Below are 20190 nucleotides of genomic sequence, written 5' to 3' on the forward strand. Positions count from 1 at the left end.
ACGTCTCTCGGCAGCCTTTTTTCAAAAGTCCAAAGTCCATGAAGTGATTCCAGGGTGAAGGGTTCAAAACCAAGGAGGTTGACTTCATTCGTTTCTATATTAAATGTTTTGTATTGATGGCGATTTCTCTATGTTTGTATGCACCATCTGCATTTGCGCAGCATACCGTATCGAGGATTGAAGGAAGTAATCGGTATGAGGTCGCAGTAAATGCTGCGAAAAGAGGATGGTCGACAGCATCTACTGTTGTTCTAGTAGGCGGGGATGCATATGCGGATGCTCTAAGTGCTGTGCCTTATGCCTTTCAGCAAGCGGAGCGTCCACCATTCGAGCCAATGTCGTCACACAGCTGAAAAATGCGGTGTTAGGTGAAACCATTTTGATCGATTCAGGTCATGGTGCGCAGGATGCTGGAGCGGTTGGGAATGGACTTCTTGAAAAAAACGTCAATTTAGAAGTGGCGTTAAAGCTGCGTGATAGGCTCAATCAAGCGGGTGCCATAACGGTCATGTCTAGATCATCTGATACTTTTGATTCCTTGCAAACACGTGTAAGCAAAGGGGCACAGGCGGGTGCTGATGTATTTCAGCATCCATGCCAATGCAAATGATAACAGAAGTGCAAATGGTACAGAGACATATTATGATGCGACTTATGCTGCGGCCAATAGTTTAAAGCTGGCACAAAAGGTTCAGCCCCGAATGGTGAGTGCCCTTGGTACAAGGGATCGCGGCGTGAAAACAGCCGGTTTCTACGTGATCAAGTATTCAAAAATGCCAAGCATACTGCTGGAAACAGGGTTTGTGACCAGTCCGATTGATGCCAGTATTTTAAAATCAACCATTGCAAAGGATCGGCTAGCTTCTGGAATCGCTGCGGGTGTTTCGGTTTATTTCGAATAAAATAAACCGAATGCCTAACATGTCAAGTTAAAAATACATTTCAATTCAGGTTATTTTTGTTATAATTGAAACATAGAGGGTGGATTTTTTGTGTGTTTACCTTCCGATGACAGCAAATCGACAAATCATGAAGAGGTGACGATATTGAAAAAGTTAATCACAATGCCGATTTTAGTATTACTTCTAGGTGTAGTGCTTACAGCATGCGGCACAACAAATCAATCAAACAATAACAATACGGATAACAGCAAAAAAGAAACAACGGAATCAGCTGATCAAAACAAAGAAAAAGCAACAGATGACCAGACAGAAGACGCAGACGATGAAAGCAAAGAAACAGCTGCTCAAACAGAAGACCAAGCAGGTCAATCTGATGAAGATACAAAAGATAGCTCAAGTAAAGAAATAACAAAAGAAGAAACGACTCAGGACGAGTCTAAAACAAAGAAAGAATCAACATCGAATAAGAACAAAGAAGTCACCAAAGAAGGCACATATGTCGGTTTGGCTGATGGACACACCATTGCTGTCAACATTGATGGAAAAGAAATAGCCATTCAATTCGGAAATACATTCTCTAAACAAGTCAACAGCCTAAAAGAAGAATCAAAAGTGAAAGTAACCTATACAAAAGATGCAAACGGAACGCTCCGACTTAAGACAATCGAATCCGTAAAGGCAAAATAAAAAAAGACACGAAGACCCGCAGAATTGCGGGTCTTTTTTACGTTTAAAAGGGCATAACTTGATATAAGGGCACATTCTTAACACACTTTTACAAGACTTAACAGCCCATTTACATTTGCTTAATGTTGCTCTGCTAAACTGACTTTCATAGAACATCTCTTTACACAACAACTACTCTGAATGGTGAGGTGCAGGTCAGTGAGCGCAGAGAAAGCGATGAATCTTTATAGAGAATATGAAGTGAGACGAAACCACTCTTTTGCTTTAACAGAACATATGGTTCGTTATTTATTTGCAAAACGTTTCATAGATTTAGTGTTCTCGTTCATCGGATTGATGTTGAGTACGCCAATCATTTTGCTGTTCGCCCTATTGATTAAGTTAGAAACACCAGGTCCAGCCTTTTATATGCAGGAAAGGGTCGGAAAAGACGGTGTCTACTTTAAATTATGGAAGCTCAGATCGATGAGAACCGACGCAGAAAGCGGAGGAGCGAAATGGGCGCAAAAAAATGATCCCCGTATTACCAAAGTGGGGGCATTCATTCGAAAAACAAGAATTGATGAACTGCCGCAATTTATCAACGTGTTAAAAGGAGAAATGAGTATTGTAGGTCCACGCCCGGAAAGACCGATATTTACTGCAGAATTTAATCGGACAATACCAGGCTTTACAAAAAGACTGACGGTCAAGCCGGGGCTGACAGGCCTTGCTCAAGTAAATGGAGGATATGAAATGAGTCCAAGTGAAAAATTATCACACGACTTACATTATATTCAAAACTTGACATTTTCTCTCGACGCGAAGATTATGGTAAAAACGTTAAAAGTCATTTTGACTGGTGACGGAGCCAGATAAGTAAAGTAGGGAAGAGAAATGGCAAGTATGAAAAATCGCATGCTAGGCGGGGCGAAATGGACAAGCTTGTCCGCATTGATCATTACTATGATCCAAATTGCACAGTTTGCCTTTTTAGGGAACGTGATGTCACTTAAAGAATTTGGACTCGTTGGCATGATCACAACTGTCACAATATTTACGCAAATTTTACTTGATCTAGGCATTGGTGCTGCGATCATTCAAAAGGAACAAACGACAGAACGTCAATTATCTACATTATATTGGATTAACTTGCTCACCGGTCTTATCTTGTTTTGCTTGCTGATTCTGGCAAGCCCGATGATTGCCGCCTTTTATGGACGGCCTGAGCTGGAGGGTCTGCTCAAGCTATTATCAATCATGTTTCTTATTGCACCCATCGGCCAGCAATACCAATATATGATGCAAAAAGATTTAGCTTTTAAAACATTAAGTACCATTGAAACCATTGCGTCCATCATATCGCTGCTCGTTTTACTCGTTCTTGCCTTTTTTATCAATCCGATTGTGGCCTATGTTGTTTCTCAAGTGCTGCTTCAAGCAGGAAAGGGGCTATTGTATGCGGCAGCTTATTGGAAAAAGTGGCGCCCAGCACCTGTTTTCGCATTAGGAGAAGTGAAAGAGTTTTTCTCATTCGGCGCTTTCCAGCTGGCATCAAGGCTTGTCAACCGGGCAGGATCGAACATTGACATGATCTTAATCGGCCGGTTTCTTGGAGCGGAGGCGTTAGGCATTTACAGTTTGGCTTATCAAATCGTGACGATTCCAGTGCTGAAAATCAATCCGATTGTGACGAGAGTGGCTTTCCCTGTATTCGCAAAAAGTCAGCGAGACCATTCGATGCTGCGCGAGGGCTTCCTCAGTATGACGAATATGCTCGCATTGATTAGTTTCCCATTATTAATCGGTCTTGCTGCCGTATCAGACAGCTTTATAGAAGTGGTGTTTGGAGAGAAGTGGCTAGTGGCAGTTCCGGTTCTTAATATTTTGTGCATTGTCGGTCTTCTGCGTGTGCTCATGAATCCAAACGGTTCCATCCTCCTTGCAAAAGGGAGAGCGGACTTAGCTTTTTATTGGGATACAGGCATGCTGATCGTCTATGGAGGCGCATTATATACGGGAGTAAACACGGGCAGTCTGGTGACAGTAGCTTGGATTTACTCAGGTGTCAGCCTGCTGAACTTCATTGTGGGCAGATGGCTTATGGCATACGTCATTCAGCTAGATATGAAGGTGTATGTAAGCTCACTCGTAAAGCCTGCTGTCATGACGCTGTTCATGGCCGCCTGTACAGTGGCTGTTCATCAAGGGATGAAGCTGACGTCAGCCGATATGACGCTTCAATTGCTACTAACAATTTGTTTAAGTGCTGCTTTGTATGGCTTGCTGCTTGTCAAAATGTATCCGCAGGCTGCAAGCAAATTATGGAGAAGAGGTCGTTCGTCATGAAGGTGCTATGGCTGACAAGTGTATATCCTAGTGAAAACCATCCGAGTGAAGGCGTCTTTCATGAAACGCAGGTGCAGGAGCTGCTCAAACAAGGAATAGACGTAACCGTCATTTGCCCTACCCCCGTGAATCTACCAGTATTACGGATGATCAAGTCGTCCTATCGGCAGAAAATAGACTTGCCGGAACAAGAGGTTCGAAACGGTGTGACGGTTTACAGGCCGCCCTATACAGCGTTACCTGGACAGTTGAAATGGGCACAGCCGAGCAACCGAATCGCAGCTTCTGTTCTCCGCGCAATGCAGCGCAATCAGCTGTCACCAGATTTTATCCATGCGCACTTTGCTATGCCGTCTGGCGGCGCAGCAGCTGTGATTCAAAAAGAAACGCATATCCCTTATCTTCTGACCTTACACGGCAGTGATGTGAATGTATATCCGAACTATAGCAAAGGGGCGCTTGCAGCCTTTGAAACAGCGGTGAAACAGGCCGCCGCTGTTCTGACAGTGAGTGAGGAGCTGGCAAAAAAGACACATGATATGACAAAGGTGGAAGCGCAATTCCTCCCGCTTGGGATTCCGCTCGAGTCATTTTCTAATACACAAGGGGATCAAGAAGCCATCCGAAAGCAGTTAGGGTTACCGCTTCACGACAAGCTTGTTGTCTTCGCCGGTCGCTTAGTCAAAGAGAAAGGCTTACTTGAATTAGTTGATGCAGTTAAGGGGATGGATGGTGTGAAAGCGGTCTTAGTTGGAAAAGGACCCCTCGCAAAGGAGCTAGCAGAACGAGCTGGGGAATCAATTATACTCACGGGGCAGATGCCAAATGATCAAGTGAAACATTATGTCATGGCGGCCGATCTGTTTGCCCTTCCATCCTATAGTGAAGGAATGCCGACTGTCGTCCTAGAGGCGCTCGCTTTAAAAGTACCTGTTATTGCAACACGAGTAGGTGGTCTCCCATCATTGTTTTCTACTTATCGACATCTGCTCATTGAGCCGCGCTCAACGAGTCAGCTAAAAGAGGCGATTCACGCGTATCTTTATGAAAATAAATGGAATGATCAAGTGAAGAACGACCTTCACCACATCGTCCATACAGAATATTCATCATCACATAATACGAAGCATCTCATTCAGCAGTATGAAAAGGTGCTGAATCAATCAATATCCATCGTTTAAACAGGAAGAAATGTGCAAAGACTGATAGATAAACAGTTTGGAACGGACAATATGCTTTTACTGAGAGGATGAAACAGGTTGAAGAAAATTGCTGTGATTGGAACAGGATATGTCGGGTTAGTATCGGGTACTTGTTTTGCTGATATCGGAAATCGCGTCATCTGCTGTGACATTGATGAATCAAAAATCAACAGCTTACAAAGCGGTGTCGTTCCAATTTATGAACCAGGCTTAAAGGAATTGATTGAAAAGAATACAGAAGAAGGAAGATTATGTTTTACAACCAATATTCCTGCTGCGATTCGAGAATCTGAGATCATTTATATTGCTGTAGGGACACCGATGACATCGAAGGGTGAAGCGGATTTAACTTTCGTAAAAGCCGTCGCTCAAACGATTGGTGAACACCTGAATGGCTACAAAATCATCGTGAACAAAAGCACAGTGCCGGTTGGAACAGGACGTCTTGTTCAAGCCATTGTTCAAAAGGCATCACGCAGTAAATATCCATTTGATGTTGTATCCAATCCAGAGTTCCTTCGAGAAGGTTCGGCGATTCAAGACACGATGAATATGGAGAGAGCAGTCGTTGGCGCAACAAGTACTCATGCATCGACCATCATTAAAAGATTGCATGATCCGTTTCAAACAGAGGTTGTTGAGACCAACTTAGAAAGTGCAGAAATGATTAAGTATGCGGCAAATGCCATGCTCGCCACAAAAATCTCATTCATCAATGACATTGCGAATATTTGCGAGAGGGTTGGCGCTGATGTTGAGAAAGTCAGCGAAGGAGTTGGGTTAGACAGCCGCATCGGGCATAAATTTTTAAAAGCGGGCATTGGATTTGGAGGGTCTTGTTTCCCAAAAGATACAATGGCTCTTCTCAAAATTGCCGAGACAGCCGGCTACCGGTTCAAGCTGATCGAATCTGTGATTGAAACAAACAACAACCAAAGAGCTCATCTTGTCAGCAAGCTCATGAGTGTGTTCGGTGATATTAAAGGGAAGACCATTTCCGTCTTAGGGCTCGCATTTAAACCGAACACCAATGATATGCGCTCAGCCCCATCATTAGATATTATCCCGATGCTGAGAGAACTCGGAGCTTTTGTCAAAGCCTATGATCCAATTGCTTATGTAGAAGCAGAAAGAGAGCTTGGCCCGCAGGCAGTCTTCAGCAATGATCTCTACGAAACAGTGAAAGATACAGATGCTTGTCTCATTTTAACAGAATGGGAGGATGTACAGAAGATGGATAAGGATCAGATCAAGCAGCTGCTTCGCTCACCAATTTTAATTGATGGAAGGAATTTGTTTGATCCAGCAGAAATGAAAGAGAGAGGATTTATTTACCAGTCGATCGGCCGCCCAGGCGTATGGGAAGCAGAATTGGTATCGAAGGCACAATAATAGGGGGAGCTTGGATGAAGAAAGTATTGGTTACTGGGGGAAGTGGATTTATTGGGTCTCATACGGTAGAGGCTTTACTAGAAAAAGGCTATGAGCCCATAGTTCTTGATAATTTTTCAACTGGATCTAAGGAAAATATAGCTCATCTTTCCGTACAATGCGTGGAAGCAGATGTCACAAAATCAGAAACGGTCGATTTGATCAAACAAATTGCACCAGATTATATCATCCATCTTGCAGCACAAGTGAGTGTAGCCGTTTCGGTTCAACATTTTATCTATGACGAAGAGGTCAATATTAAAGGATCGCTTCATGTGATAAAAGCAGCGGCTGAAGCCGGTGTGGAAAAAGTGGTGTTTGCCTCATCGGCAGCTGTCTATGGAGACCCGGTTTATCTGCCGGTAGATACAGCTCATCCACTACAGCCTGGTTCACCTTATGGCTTATCGAAACTCACAGTCGAGCGGTATTTAGAGATGGCGAAATCACTCTATGAGCTGGATTATTGTATTCTACGATACAGCAATGTATATGGACCGCGTCAAGATGCGCTTGGCGAAGGAGGGGTTGTCTCTATTTTTTCTGATAAGTTTGCAAAGCATGAGACCCCTTTCATCTTCGGAGACGGGGAACAAACAAGAGATTTCATCTATGTCGGTGATCTAGCAGCAGCGAATGTGTCGGCTTTAACTGCCAAATCAAACGTTTGTTTAAATATCTCATGTGGTGATTCCATCACGGTGAATGAGCTGTTTCAAACGATGAAGCGAGTGACCAGATCACAACTTGAACCGATTTATAAGCCTCAGCGTGCAGGAGATATTGTGCATAGTACATTGTCAAATGAGGAAACGAAACAAGTCTTAAATTGGGAGCCTGTCGTGTCTTTACAAGAAGGTTTGGCTCGTACCATCTCCTACTATGAACAGGGAGTAAAGGCTTAATCCCTCAAATCGGATGGGTTGTTTAGGAGGAAAATGGGTATGAGTGTGAAACAAACAGCATGGCAAATCATGATCGGATGTATTTTATTAGCTGCAGGCATAGGGCTTGTGCAGCTGGCATCCACCCAGCCTATTGGGTTAAAAAAGATGGTGGCAGTCCCGGTTTTGCTTGTGGTGCTCACGGCAGCTGCCGTATTGATGAAGCTATACATGAACGGTGATCAAGTCTTCATGTCAGCCATCTACCTTTTGATTGCATTCACCTTTCTCAATAACGCTTTCTTTTCTATTAGTGTCGGATTCTTTAGTCTTTTTCTCTACCGTATCATGCTCATGGCTGTCTTTGTTTTATTGATATGGCGGATGAGAGACAGGGGAACGTACATATCACAGTGGCGGCACATTCGTGTAAAAGGCATTCTTGGCTTTTTCGCTGCATGGTTTCTTTATGGCCTCATTTCACTGCTTTGGGCTCATTCAGTCACAGATGGTCTGAAATATATGTCTCTTCTTGCAATGGGAATGGGATTTGTCTTCCTGGTGGTCATGTATATTCAGCGAATGGATCAGATTATAACCTTTTATAGCATTTGGCTTGTCATGACCGTCTTTGTGATGGGGATCGGGTTCTATAATCACTTGACCTTGAACCATTTACCGAATACATCATTGTATCTTGGACCAGCGTACAAACAGCACTATCCTACAGCTGTATTCTTTAATCAAAATGACTTTGCGACGTTTTTATCTATTAGCTTTTTCTTATATGTAGCGTGTATGCGTCAGGTGAAAAATGGTTATATCAAAGCGTTTGGGGGATTAGGAGCGATCGCAGCACTGTATCTCATCTTGTTAACAGAATCGCGCGCGAGCTTGCTGGGTATATTTGCTGGAGCGGCGATCTATGTGTGGCTGCTACTGCCTCGCTTTTTAAAAAAGTGGTCACTCATCGCAGCAGGCGGGCTTGGCGTCATATGTCTTGCCATCTTTTCAGCTAAGATCTATTCGGTCTTTTATGACTTGTTTCTCGCTTCTCAGGTCGCACATTCTTTTAGTGAACCACTCCCGTCCAACATCGCTCGGGCTAATTTGATCAAAAACGCATGGCATTTCTTTACGAATTCATATGGCTTTGGGGTCGGTGCAGGCAATGTGTCTTACTACTTAGCCCACTTTTCGATATTTGATACAGATCAAGTCGTTGAAGTGCACAATTGGCTACTAGAGCTGATGACGAATTTTGGCTTTGCCGTCATGCTGGGGTATCTCTCAGTGTACGCCTATCTCATGTTCTCACTGTACAAACAATACCAATTGGCTGACACGAGATCAGCAAAGATGATCATCGAAGGTCTATTTGCTGCAATGCTGAGTTTTCTCGTCTCGAGTATTAGTCCCAGCTCCGTTTCGAATTTATATTTCCACTGGGTATTTTTAGGACTGGTGATGACGGCGGTGAATATCATGAAAAATAAACAACGTTTAAAGCCGTGGTAAAACGTGTGATGATGAGCTTGTATGGCTACACTAGTGAAAAAGCAAATACGTCAATGTTGGGAGAATGAACATGTCTGGTTTCATGGTAAGAATAAGGAAGCGAATCAAAAAATATATCGTATGGCTCGTACTATTGCCTGTCATATTAGCCGCTTTTGGTTTCTTTTTTGCCAAAGGGACAGTAGAGCAGTCTAGCTACACAGCCGCTGTGACCTTGACGCTTGGTAAATATGATGACGGGGTGTATAACAATATGGCAGAAGTGACATCTCTCATAAAAAGCGATGCATTTCTGAATCAAGCACTACATGATGTCAAGGAAGCAGAAAGGCAGGATGTGAAAAACCGTCTGATTCTCACCAATGCATCAGATACACAATTACAGCTGTCATTTACAGATGCCGACAAAGCCCGGGCCTTGGCTGTCGTGAAACAAGTGTCAGATACATTTTTAAAGCAAGACAAGGCCTTATTTATGAAAAGACAGCAGGTCATTGAAAATAGATTATCTGCTCTAGAAGATGAATCTGTCAGCAATGATTCCAAAGTCGATAAAGAACGTTTTTTATATGAATTGGAGTCTACAAAGCTCGGGATGAAGCAGGCAAAGATTGTCGATCCTGCCCAAGTGCTCGATGAAGGCAATAAAGGCATGTCAGCGAAAAAACGGGCACTGCTTGGACTTGTCGTTGGCTTCAGCATCTCGCTCATGTTTGTGGTGTTACCTGAAGTGTTCAAAGAATCTTAATGATGAACTGGAGATGAGTCCTAGGTGAACAAGCAACCGTTAGTATCAATCATTACACCGGCGTATAATGCGGAACGTTATGTAACGGATACAGTTCATTCCGTCCTTGCCCAAACTTATGCTAACTGGGAGCTGATCATTGCAGATGATGGCTCAACAGATGGAACCAGGAAGCTGTTAAGGGAATTAAGTCAAACGGACGACAGAATCAACGTCATTTATTTAGAGGAAAATGGGGGAGCCGCCATTGCTAGAAACACTGCCATCAAACAGGCAAAAGGGCGCTTTATCGCTTTTTTAGACAGCGATGATAAGTGGAAAGAGACAAAGCTCGAAAAACAGGTCGACTTTATGCTAGCGAATGATTATGCCTTTACATTCACGGCATATGACATCATCGCAGAAAATGGAGAACCGTTACAAAAAACGGTCACAGCACCGGCTCAGTTGAACTACAATGAAGCCTTGAAAAATACGATTATCGGCTGTTTGACGGTGATGCTCGATCTTCAGCAGGTGGGACATGTGGAAATGCCAAACATTCGAACAAGACAGGACTTAGCCACATGGCTCTCTATTTTAAAAAGAGGATTTACGGCCTATGGAATGAGTGAGCCGCTCAGTGAATATCGCATCGTTGGCAACTCGATCTCTAGTAACAAGTGGAAAGCAGCGAAAAAAACGTGGTTTGTCTACAGAGAAATTGAGCAGCTTCATTTTGTCAAAGCGTCTTGGTGTTTTATGCATTATGCCACAAATGCTGTGAAGAAGCGCTTATAAACAGAAGGGAAAAAAGGTGATAAAGGTGAAAGCAGACTCGATCATACATGTTATCGTAGCAACGGGAGAATGGGGACAGGATGGTCTGAGATACAGACGGCATCGCTTAGCAGAATTTCTAGCATCTGATCCAGAGACGAAAGAGGTCATCTGGGTATGTCCATCTGCCTCCCGTCATTTAGCTCCCTTTCAGCCTATAACGGATCGAATGAAGCAAATGACCATTCCTGATGTGCTCAAGAGCAAGTTTTTCCGCTTTGGCCGTTATCAAGATATGTTTTATATTCATAAATTGTCCCCTCTGCTTGAGCATTTGCGGCAGGAGGAAAAGAAGGGCATGGCCGTCTGTTTATGGTATACGTTTCCTGGATTTCCGCTCTTATCTTCTTTATTTGAATGGAAACATATTGTGTATGATTGCAGTGATCTGTGGGGAGAGCCTATCAGCGGAAAAAACAGCATTCTTTCTTATATGAGGCAGCGGGTCATTGTAAAAGCAGAAAACCGGATCATTAAATACGCACACAGCATTACATGCTCCTCTCAATATCTACATGATCAAATCAAAAAAAGGCTTATGGGTGAACCGAAAGATGTGTTCACAGTGGAAAATGGCGTCGAGTACGATGTGTTTGCGAAAAGCAGCCTTCCTAGCAGGGAGGATGTGCTAGAGGGAAGAGAAGGTACCGTTCTTGGCTTTATTGGAGGAATCAAGCCGAAGCTCGATTTTGACATGATCGCACAAGCTGCTCGCATGCAGCCAGATTGGACATTTTTATTTGTTGGTCCGGATGGAACAAATGGAGATCCATCTTTTCAGCATGCACTCAAACTGCCAAATGTCATTTGGACAGGGGCTGTCGCACCAGAAGAAGTGCCTGCTTACATGAAACTGATTGATGTAGGAATGATGCCATACAAACAGTCTCCTTATAATCAAGCTGTTTTCCCGCTCAAGCTATATGAATTTTTAGCTGCAGGAATACCTGTTGTTGGTTTAAATCTTCCATCAACGGAAAGGCTAAAAGAGAATGATGTGTATGAATATTTAGAGGGCGAAGATTCTGCTCTTTTCGTAGAAGCCTGTCTGAAAGTGATCAGCAAAAAAGACGACATGACCTATAGACATCTAAGACAAAGCCGAGCAAAGAAAAAAGATTGGCACGCGCTGTTCACAAACATGGTGGAATTAACGAATATTAAAGAAAACGCATAATTCATTCAGGATTGTGCGTTTTTATTTGTTTCTTCTTCACAGGGGGAGCTTGTGATCATCCTATATTCAATTGTATAATGGAAAGAGCGGCCAATATACAAAATACAGATTTCAATTTAGAAGGAGACTGACCTATGGATTACGAACGCGCCTTATTAGCGTTTTTTGTCTCTCTGGCTACAGTTTTAATTGTGACACCAATCGTCAAAAAGTTTGCAATTAAGATTGGTGCAGTGGACCAGCCGAATAAACGAAAAGTTCATGATAGAGTAATGCCTCGAATGGGTGGTTTGGCGATTTTTATTGGGGTAGCGGCTGGAGCACTAGCAGGTGGGCTGTTTCTACATAATAAAATTACAGCTATTTCAGTTGGCGCTGTTCTCATCGTCATTTTAGGTATATTTGATGATAAATATAATTTAAGTGCAAAATTTAAATTTCTCGTACAAATTCTCGTCGCTTGTTTAATCGTGAGCACGGGGTTAAAAATGGACTTTTTCTCTGTTCCTTTCTTAACAGATCGAATGGAGCTAGGGTGGATGGCATATCCCCTGACTGTACTATGGATTGTTGGAATCACAAATGCAATTAATTTAATCGATGGATTAGATGGACTGGCTGCCGGTATCTCGGTTATCGGTTTAACAACGATTGCAGTCATGGCGTTTTCGGCTGACAAAATCCTAATTCTTTCGTTATCTCTTGTCGTCATTGGCAGTACCATTGGTTTTTTATTTTATAATTTCCATCCAGCAAAGATTTTTATGGGCGATACAGGCTCGTTATTTTTAGGCTATATGATTTCGGTGCTGTCACTTTTAGGGTTATACAAAAGTGTCACTTTGTTTAGTGTCGTTGTCCCAGTGATCATCTTAGGTGTCCCTATCTTTGATACCACCTTTGCAATCATTAGGCGGATATTAAATAAACAGCCAATTTCGGCGCCTGATAAATCACACATCCATCATCGACTGATGGCCTTTGGCTTATCTCATCGAATGGCTGTGATCGTCATTTACATGATTGGCTTAGTCTTTAGCTTAAGTGCAATCTTGCTGACAAGTGCCACCATTTGGCTCTCATTGATCATTATCTTTTTACTGGTCATGTTTATGCAAGTCATTGCAGAAGTTACTGGTTTGGTGAACGAAGAGTTCAAGCCATTTACGAAATTCTATAAACGAATGGTCAAAAGACAATAAAAACAGCCCGTGCCTCGGGACTGACCCGCCGTTTTTGAGACAGGGATCAAAACACCTTTATACAGCCAATTGCCGGTATTTTATCGGTGATTGGTTGTTTAGTTTCGTTTGAATACGGATGTTGTTATAATAATAAATGTATTCTTTGACAGTGCGTTCTACGATGGTGGTCGTAGTTCGATCAATCCTGTTAAGTATAGAACGTGTGAGGAATGAAACGATTCGATGGAGGCACATTATCAGCGGACGTCCCTTTATGGGACATGCTCATGGTAATGCCTTTTATATGAACAGCTTTCTGATACTCGTAAGATGCCTAAATGGATACAGGTGTCCTGTACCGTCAACGTTTTGCACAATTCTTCTACCAGTTTGATTGCCGTTTCCTTATCAACTTCCTTTCCAATTCGTTGTACTTTTTTAAAACTTCATTCTGTTGACTCAAATAGCGATTTTCTGCCCGCAGTCTCTCTAATTCGGAAGAGTAGTCGGGGCCCTTTCCATAGGAATATTGTTTTCCAACAGGCTGTTCGAACCGGTGTGTATCCCCAGCCTGATGCCACCTCATCCATGTCTGAACCTGCGTCTTATTCTTGATATTCAATTTCTGCATGATCTTTTTTATAGGTACGCCTGCCAATCTCATTTCTACAGCCTTCTGTTTGACTTCAACTGGATAACTCACTCTTGTCCCCATAGAAAAAACACCTCCATGCTTTATTTCGGATCACAACGATCCGTTTTCAAACTTGAAGGTGTTTTTTATTTGTCTCATCTTATGGGGTCAGTTCCCAAGGAGGCGGGCTGTTTTTTATTGTCCTGATGAATTTGTCGATGAGCTCATCGTATCCGTTGACCCTGTTTCATCAGAGGATGAATTGGTCTGTGAATCTGTTTCAGTCGATGACTCAGAAGAAAGCTTTAAATGCGTCCGTAATTCATTTTGTACTTCAGCCAAGTTGGTTTGATCCGGCTCAAAGAAGTATGTTCGATTTGGTCCTAAATAAAGGTCTGATCCTTTAATAGAAAGTGTTTCTGTGTCGTCTCCTTTAAAGCCGCTGTAGATTTGCTGAAGAGCAAGTCCTTCCGTGATACGGAAGTTGGTCGTAATGTGATCACTTACTTCTTTTGCGATATTATCCACGTTTGCAATGTTCTTTGGCTTCGCCATTTGATCAATTATTGCGCGTAAAATCTGCTTCTGACGATCGTTACGCCCGAAATCACCACGTGGATCTTGCTTTCTCATCCGCGCGTAAGCAAGTGCTTCTTCCCCATTTAAATGCATATTGCCTTTTTTAAAGTAAATCTTTTTCGATTTTTTGACGTCACTTTTTTCATTGAAATCAAATGGAACATCTACATCAATTCCACCAACTTCATCAATGACATCTTTGAAGCCATCAAAATCCACTGTTGCATATTTATCGATCGGAATATTCAAGAATTGTTCGACAGTTTCGATCGTTTCTTCTTTTCCGCCTTTTGCAAATGCCGCATTGATTTTCACTTTATTGCCAGTTGTGTCACTTGCAAGCTGTACCCGTGTGTCACGAGGGATACTCACCATTTTCATCGTTTTATCCTGAGGATTAATGGTTGCGACAATGAGTGAATCTGAACGGCCATGATCACCATTCGTGGCATAATCCTCTATGCCGACAAATAAAACGGAGAAAGGTTTTTTCTTAATATCAATGACAGTATCACGCAGCTTAGATTTCTCCCCGCGTTCTAATTCATCATATGTTTTGTCAGCAGCCTGAAGTGTATTCACAATTTTATAAACGGCAAATCCGCCTATGCAGATGAAGAGAAGCAAAAATAAGACCAGGATACGCTTAAAAATTTTTTTCTTTTTATTTTTTTTCTTTCGTACACGCACTTTTACTCGTTGTGCCATTCATCTGTCTCCTTTATCGGACCAATGTCCTTTTCTAAATAAATAAGTTCGCCTTCTTTTGTCACACTCTTTCCATTTGTCAGCTCAGTCATCCATCCAATGAATTGCTCTGTTTGTGTTTCTTCTACATATGTCTCGAAAATAACATCTTCGGCATAGTGGATTTCTTTTAGGTGAAAAGATGAGGCTCTAAGCTCATTCTCTACCTTACCAAGCCATGTATAATCTATTGTTGTGTGCATCGTACGCATTAAACAGCGTTCTACTATACCGACATGATTGATTGCTTCTGATACAGATTTTCCGTACGCACGAATTAACCCTCCGGCACCTAGCTTAATGCCGCCGAAATAACGAGTGACAACAACAACCGTATCTTTCAGCTTACGTTTTTTCAATACTTCAAGCATTGGTACACCTGCCGTACCGCTTGGTTCACCATCATCATTTGCTTTTTGAATCAGGTCATGTTCACCAATCAGATAAGCTGAACAATTATGAGTGGCATTCCAATGCTGTTTTTTAATGGATTGTATAAATGCTTGTGCTTCTTCTTCTGAGACAGCACGCTGTATATGACAAATAAAACGTGATTTTTCAATGACGATCTCATGCTCGCCACGACTTTTCACTGTGAAATAGCGGTTCAGCAAAAGACATACCCTCCTGACAAGCAAATTGTAAGACTAGAAAAATTTGCATGACTTTAGAATTTTACAGCGTATTTTGTTATGATGATAGAAGCGGAAAAAGGGTCGTCATAAACACTTCATGATTTATACGCATTCTTTCATTATAATTCGACATAAAATACAGATCAATGACATTTATAATAAAAAAAGATGACATCACTGTTACGGGAGGGAAAAGCCATGACAACACCTAAAATGGATCCGAAATTATTGGATTCAATCATCATGAAAATGCTAAGTACAGTTGATGGCAGTAAGGACGAAGTATTTAGAATAGGCGAGCAGTCCCGTCAACAATATGAAAGCCTAGTAGAAGAGCTTAAACAAATCAAACAGCAAGTAAATGAAGTAATTGATTTTGGTGATAAACTAGAAGTACATACGAGACATGCTAGAAACCGATTATCTGAGGTCAGCAGAAACTTCAACAAATTCAGTGAAGAAGAAATTCGAGAAGCCTACGAAAAAGCGCATAATCTGCAAGTAGAACTCACCATGATCCAGCAGCGTGAAAAGCAGCTGAGGGAAAGAAGAGACGATCTAGAAAGACGATTACTAAGCTTACAAGACGTCATTGAACGTTCAGAAACACTTGTGAGCCAGATCACGGTCGTCCTCAACTACCTAAACCAAGATTTACGCCAAGTCGGCGTTTTACTTGAAGATGCTCAGGCAAAACAAGATTTTGGACTAAGAATTATTGAAGCCCAAGAAGAAGAGCGCAAAAGGGTATCACGGGAAATACATGATGGGCCTGCTCAGATGCTGGCAAATGTAATGATGCGTTCTGAATTAATTGAACGAATTTTTAGAGACCGTGGAACAGAAGAAGGCTTTAAAGAAATTAGAAGTCTTAGACAGAATGTGCGAAATGCACTGTACGAAGTGAGAAGAATCATTTATGATTTAAGACCGATGGCTTTAGATGATTTAGGTCTCATTCCGACGCTAAGAAAGTACTTAAACACAATTGAAGAGTACGATGGGAAAACCAAGATTACGTTCCAGTGCATTGGTGATACAGAAAGCGAAAGAATCGCTTCTCAATTTGAAGTGGCACTATTTAGACTAGCCCAAGAAGCTGTCACAAATTCATTAAAGCATTCTGAAGCTGAAGAAATCTCTGTGAAGGTTGAAGTAACGAAAGACTTTGTGACCTTAATTATCAAAGACGATGGAAAAGGCTTTGATATGAAAGATGTGAAAACAAATAAAAACAAATCATTCGGGTTACTTGGTATGAAAGAACGCGTTGACTTACTAGAAGGTAAAATGACCATTGACTCAAAAATAGGTCTAGGGACATTCATTATGATTAGAGTGCCGTTAACATTACAAAATAAAATTGTAAAATAGAGTCAAAAGACATATTGACCGTAAAGTTAAGGTGTAGAACAATAAATATGGGGAGGCGTAGCTTGTGACTAAAGTAAATATTGTAATTATTGATGATCACCAATTATTCCGTGAAGGTGTCAAACGGATTTTAGATTTTGAACCTACTTTTGAAGTAGTTGCAGAAGGAGACGACGGTGACGAAGCTGCACGCATCGTAGAGCACTATCATCCGGATGTTGTCATTATGGACATTAATATGCCGAATGTAAATGGTGTAGAGGCTACAAAGCAACTAGTAGAGCTTTATCCCGAATCAAAAGTCATTATCTTGTCTATTCATGACGATGAAAACTATGTGACACATGCTTTAAAGACAGGAGCGAGAGGCTACCTGTTAAAAGAAATGGATGCAGACACCCTCATTGAAGCAGTGAAAGTAGTAGCTGACGGAGGTTCTTATTTACATCCGAAAGTCACTCATAACTTAGTAAATGAATTCCGACGCCTAGCGACTAGCGGCGTTTCAGCACATCCACAGCACGAGGTATATCCTGAAATTCGCAGACCACTTCATATCTTAACAAGACGTGAATGTGAAGTTCTTCAAATGTTAGCTGACGGAAAGAGCAACAGAGGTATTGGCGAATCGCTCTTTATTAGTGAGAAAACAGTCAAAAACCACGTGAGTAACATTTTGCAAAAAATGAATGTAAATGACCGTACACAAGCTGTTGTTGTAGCGATTAAAAACGGTTGGGTAGAAATGAGATAATGTTCCGAACAAGTACTCCTTTTTCGCCTGTTTTTGGTTCTCACACCTTTTTAGGTTGAGAGAGAAAATAGGCAGGACAAGGAGTCTTTTTCGGATATAGCAGCTTGCCTATTGATTAGGCAGGCTTTTTTGATTACTATTATAAATCTAATGAAAAACAATCAGGATACTTTTAAAATAAAAAGAGAAACGAATAAGGAAGGTATTTAAGAATGAAAATAGCCGTTGTAACAGACAGTACTGCTTATATACCACAAGAGCTGCGTGATAAACATCGAATTCATATGATCCCTCTTAACGTCATCTTTGGCACCGAATCATATCGAGAAGAAATTGAGATGGATTGGAAGACATATTATGAAGAAGTAAAAAAGCATAAAGATCTTCCCACGACCTCTCAGCCTGCTTTTGGTGAATTAGTAGGATTATATGAAAAATTAAGTGAAACATATGATGCGGTCATTAGTATTCATCTTTCGAGCGGAATCAGTGGAACATATAATAGTGTAGCCGCAGCGAACGACATGGTCGAAGGAATTGACATTTATCCGTTTGATTCAGAAACTAGCTGTATGGTGCAGGGATTTTATGCACTAGAAGCGGCTGAAAAAGTTCAAGAAGGTGCTTCTCTAGAAGAAATTTTAGCACACTTGAATCAATTGAAAGAAAGCGAAAGAGCCTATTTTATGGTAGACGACTTAACTCATTTGCAAAGAGGCGGCAGATTAAGTGGTGCTCAGGCTTTTATTGGGAGCCTCTTAAAGGTAAAGCCTATCCTTCATTTTGACAACAAGCTAATTGTCCCTTTTGAAAAGATTCGTACACGAAAAAAAGCCATTTCACGCATCTTTGAATTATTCGATGAAGATGCATCACGCGGTGTACCGATGAGAGCTGCAATCATTCATGGAAATAGAGAAGAAGAAGCAGAAGAATTGATTGCACATTTATCAGAAAAGTACCCTCATGTCGAATTTTATAAAAGCTACTTTGGTGCCGTGATTGGTACACATTTAGGCGAAGGCGCTTTAGGTCTTGGCTGGATGATCAGATAGATATCAAAATCCCCTTTTCGTATGGAAAAGGGGATTTATTTTTCTATTTTTGCAGTTGGACGAAAGGTCTTCTCTTTGTACATAATAGGCAAACATTAGTCGAAAGGTGTTGGGTAAAATTGAACATGAAGAAAGCGCTGGAACTCCGGCAGCAGCTCCAATCACGACACCTTCTTGCTTTTGAATGTCAATGTACACAGTCTGATTTGGATTGGCTGGAGAAGCAAGGATTTATTGATAGAACACACGCCATTGAAAGAGAATCGATTGGTTTAATATGCTGTCGATGCGGTGTATCAAATAAACGATATTTTGCCCGCTCACCGTGTGAAACATGTCAAAAAGACTGTCTATACTGTAGATCTTGCATCATGATGGGTAAAGTAACTGAATGTGGTTTCCTCTATGAATGGACGGGTCCGCACAAGGAAGAAACAATCCAAGCTGAATTGACATGGCAGGGAGAGCTGTCTAAAGGACAAAAGAGGGCGTCAAAAAGAATGGTAGAAGCGATAAAAAACACATCTGATTTACTGGTTTGGGCTGTTTGCGGTGCGGGGAAAACGGAGGTGCTTTTTCACGGAATTGAATATGCGTTAAATAAAGGAATGAGTGTCTGTATTGCGACGCCTAGAACCGATGTTGTACTTGAACTCGAACCACGAATTAGAAAGGCATTCCAAGGGCTTGATATAGCTGCACTTTATGGCGGAAGTCCTCAAAGATTTCAAATAGCACCGCTAATGATTGCCACAACCCATCAACTGATGAGATACAAAAATGCTTTTGATGTCCTCATAGTAGATGAAGTCGATGCCTTTCCTTATTCAATTGATGAACGTCTTCAATTTGCTGTTGTTAAGGCCATGAAGAAAACAGGAGTTAGGATTTATTTAAGTGCCACGCCATCTAAAAAAATGAAAAAGGATGTGGTTCGTGGACAATTAGAAGCGGTAAAAATTCCTTTGCGTTTTCACCAACAACCGTTGCCTGTCCCAGCATTTCAATGGATTGGACAATGGAGAAAGAAATTAAAAAAGAATCGGCTGCCATCTATTACAATGAACTGGCTGCAGGAACATATCAAAAAGAAAAAAAGGGTTTTACTTTTTGTCCCTTCTATTTCTACTATGAAGAGGGTCACGCAGATCCTTCGAGCACATCATGTAAATGTACAGGGTGTTTCTGCCGATGATCAAGATAGGAAACAAAAGGTTCAACACTTCAGAGAGCATAGATATGATGTTCTAGTTACAACAACAATTCTAGAAAGAGGCGTCACCATTCGAGATGTTCAGGTGGGTGTGTTAGGTGCAGAATCTACTATTTTTACAGAGAGTGCGCTTGTTCAGATTTCTGGCAGGGCTGGCAGACATCCTGAATACGCTAAAGGAGATGTGTTCTTTTTTCATTTTGGTTTAACGAGAAGTATGAAAAAAGCGAAGAAGCACATCGAACAAATGAACACGGTGGCTAAACAGGAGTTTTCTGAAAAATAGTGTAGGTTCAACTAAATCATGATACATTATATT

General features: G+C 41.6%; 18 protein-coding genes and 2 pseudogenes. 17 read left to right on the forward strand and 3 right to left on the reverse strand.

What is annotated here, in order from left to right; all coding sequences use genetic code 11:
- Positions 1-116: 116 nt before the first annotated feature.
- The 13 genes and pseudogenes from BK049_RS19810 to BK049_RS10835 all read left to right on the forward strand — a co-directional run bounded on the left by BK049_RS19810 (position 117) and on the right by BK049_RS10835 (position 12898).
- Entirely contained in the window at positions 117-353 is a 237-nt protein-coding gene (locus tag BK049_RS19810; RefSeq protein WP_242059750.1) for a cell wall-binding repeat-containing protein, read from the forward strand.
- Positions 341-902 (forward strand): annotated as a pseudogene (locus BK049_RS10780) (N-acetylmuramoyl-L-alanine amidase family protein); the annotation flags it as partial. The gene BK049_RS19810 and the pseudogene BK049_RS10780, both read left to right, overlap by 13 nt.
- 135 nt (positions 903-1037) lie before the next feature.
- The gene (locus tag BK049_RS10785; RefSeq protein WP_244887394.1) at positions 1038-1589 is read left to right on the forward strand and encodes a hypothetical protein; all 552 of its coding nucleotides are present in this window, start codon (positions 1038-1040) and stop codon (positions 1587-1589) included.
- Positions 1590-1787: 198 nt separating this feature from the next.
- Positions 1788-2447: a sugar transferase gene (locus BK049_RS10790; RefSeq protein WP_071168493.1), complete on the forward strand. Its 660-nt coding sequence runs from the start codon at positions 1788-1790 to the stop codon at positions 2445-2447.
- Between the two features lie 18 nt (positions 2448-2465).
- The gene (gene tuaB / locus BK049_RS10795; protein ID WP_071168494.1) at positions 2466-3917 is read left to right on the forward strand and encodes a teichuronic acid biosynthesis protein TuaB; all 1452 of its coding nucleotides are present in this window, start codon (positions 2466-2468) and stop codon (positions 3915-3917) included.
- Positions 3914-5098: a teichuronic acid biosynthesis protein TuaC gene (gene tuaC / locus BK049_RS10800; protein ID WP_071168495.1), complete on the forward strand. Its 1185-nt coding sequence runs from the start codon at positions 3914-3916 to the stop codon at positions 5096-5098. Before tuaB ends, tuaC begins: the two co-directional genes overlap by 4 nt.
- 78 nt (positions 5099-5176) lie before the next feature.
- Positions 5177-6511, forward strand: coding sequence for a UDP-glucose 6-dehydrogenase TuaD (gene tuaD, locus BK049_RS10805; protein WP_071168496.1), 1335 nt, complete (start codon positions 5177-5179; stop codon positions 6509-6511).
- Positions 6512-6525: 14 nt separating this feature from the next.
- Positions 6526-7455 (forward strand): NAD-dependent epimerase/dehydratase family protein, encoded by a 930-nt coding sequence (locus tag BK049_RS10810; protein WP_008357508.1) that lies wholly within the window; start codon positions 6526-6528, stop codon positions 7453-7455.
- Between the two features lie 39 nt (positions 7456-7494).
- Positions 7495-8952 (forward strand): teichuronic acid biosynthesis protein TuaE, encoded by a 1458-nt coding sequence (gene tuaE, locus BK049_RS10815; protein WP_071168497.1) that lies wholly within the window; start codon positions 7495-7497, stop codon positions 8950-8952.
- Between the two features lie 70 nt (positions 8953-9022).
- Positions 9023-9700 (forward strand): teichuronic acid biosynthesis protein TuaF, encoded by a 678-nt coding sequence (tuaF, locus tag BK049_RS10820; RefSeq protein WP_071168498.1) that lies wholly within the window; start codon positions 9023-9025, stop codon positions 9698-9700.
- A 24-nt stretch (positions 9701-9724) separates the two neighbouring features.
- Complete coding sequence (gene tuaG, locus BK049_RS10825; RefSeq protein WP_008357501.1) at positions 9725-10480, forward strand: teichuronic acid biosynthesis protein TuaG; 756 nt, start codon at positions 9725-9727, stop codon at positions 10478-10480.
- A 16-nt stretch (positions 10481-10496) separates the two neighbouring features.
- The gene (gene tuaH, locus BK049_RS10830; protein ID WP_008357499.1) at positions 10497-11696 is read left to right on the forward strand and encodes a teichuronic acid biosynthesis protein TuaH; all 1200 of its coding nucleotides are present in this window, start codon (positions 10497-10499) and stop codon (positions 11694-11696) included.
- A 134-nt stretch (positions 11697-11830) separates the two neighbouring features.
- On the forward strand, positions 11831-12898 hold the full coding sequence (locus BK049_RS10835) for a glycosyltransferase family 4 protein (protein ID WP_071168499.1): 1068 nt from the start codon (positions 11831-11833) through the stop codon (positions 12896-12898).
- 57 nt (positions 12899-12955) lie between these two features.
- On the opposite strand, the pseudogene BK049_RS18890 reads toward BK049_RS10835, so the two are convergent.
- The 3 genes and pseudogenes from BK049_RS18890 to BK049_RS10850 all read right to left on the reverse strand — a co-directional run bounded on the left by BK049_RS18890 (position 12956) and on the right by BK049_RS10850 (position 15454).
- A pseudogene (locus BK049_RS18890) lies at positions 12956-13595 on the reverse strand (IS3 family transposase).
- 114 nt (positions 13596-13709) lie between these two features.
- Positions 13710-14801 carry an LCP family protein gene (locus BK049_RS10845; protein ID WP_008360210.1) on the reverse strand — a complete coding sequence of 364 codons (1092 nt, stop codon included), beginning with the start codon at positions 14799-14801 and terminating at the stop codon, positions 13710-13712.
- On the reverse strand, positions 14786-15454 hold the full coding sequence (locus BK049_RS10850; RefSeq protein ID WP_008360208.1) for a YigZ family protein: 669 nt from the start codon (positions 15452-15454) through the stop codon (positions 14786-14788). Before BK049_RS10850 ends, BK049_RS10845 begins: the two co-directional genes overlap by 16 nt.
- A 219-nt stretch (positions 15455-15673) precedes the next feature.
- Between BK049_RS10850 and degS the strand changes: the two genes are divergently transcribed.
- From degS to BK049_RS10870, 4 genes are all read left to right on the forward strand, one after another.
- The gene (degS, locus tag BK049_RS10855) at positions 15674-16849 is read left to right on the forward strand and encodes a two-component sensor histidine kinase DegS (protein WP_008360205.1); all 1176 of its coding nucleotides are present in this window, start codon (positions 15674-15676) and stop codon (positions 16847-16849) included.
- A gap of 64 nt (positions 16850-16913) precedes the next feature.
- On the forward strand, positions 16914-17603 hold the full coding sequence (gene degU / locus BK049_RS10860) for a two-component system response regulator DegU (RefSeq protein ID WP_008348273.1): 690 nt from the start codon (positions 16914-16916) through the stop codon (positions 17601-17603).
- Positions 17604-17815: 212 nt separating this feature from the next.
- Positions 17816-18658, forward strand: a complete 843-nt coding sequence (locus BK049_RS10865) for a DegV family protein (protein WP_071168501.1) — start codon at positions 17816-17818, stop codon at positions 18656-18658.
- 119 nt (positions 18659-18777) lie between these two features.
- Positions 18778-20157, forward strand: a complete 1380-nt coding sequence (locus tag BK049_RS10870; RefSeq protein ID WP_145939407.1) for an ATP-dependent helicase ComFA — start codon at positions 18778-18780, stop codon at positions 20155-20157.
- Positions 20158-20190: the final 33 nt, after the last annotated feature.

This window comes from Bacillus xiamenensis (assembly GCF_001857925.1).
Taxonomy (GTDB): domain Bacteria; phylum Bacillota; class Bacilli; order Bacillales; family Bacillaceae; genus Bacillus; species Bacillus xiamenensis.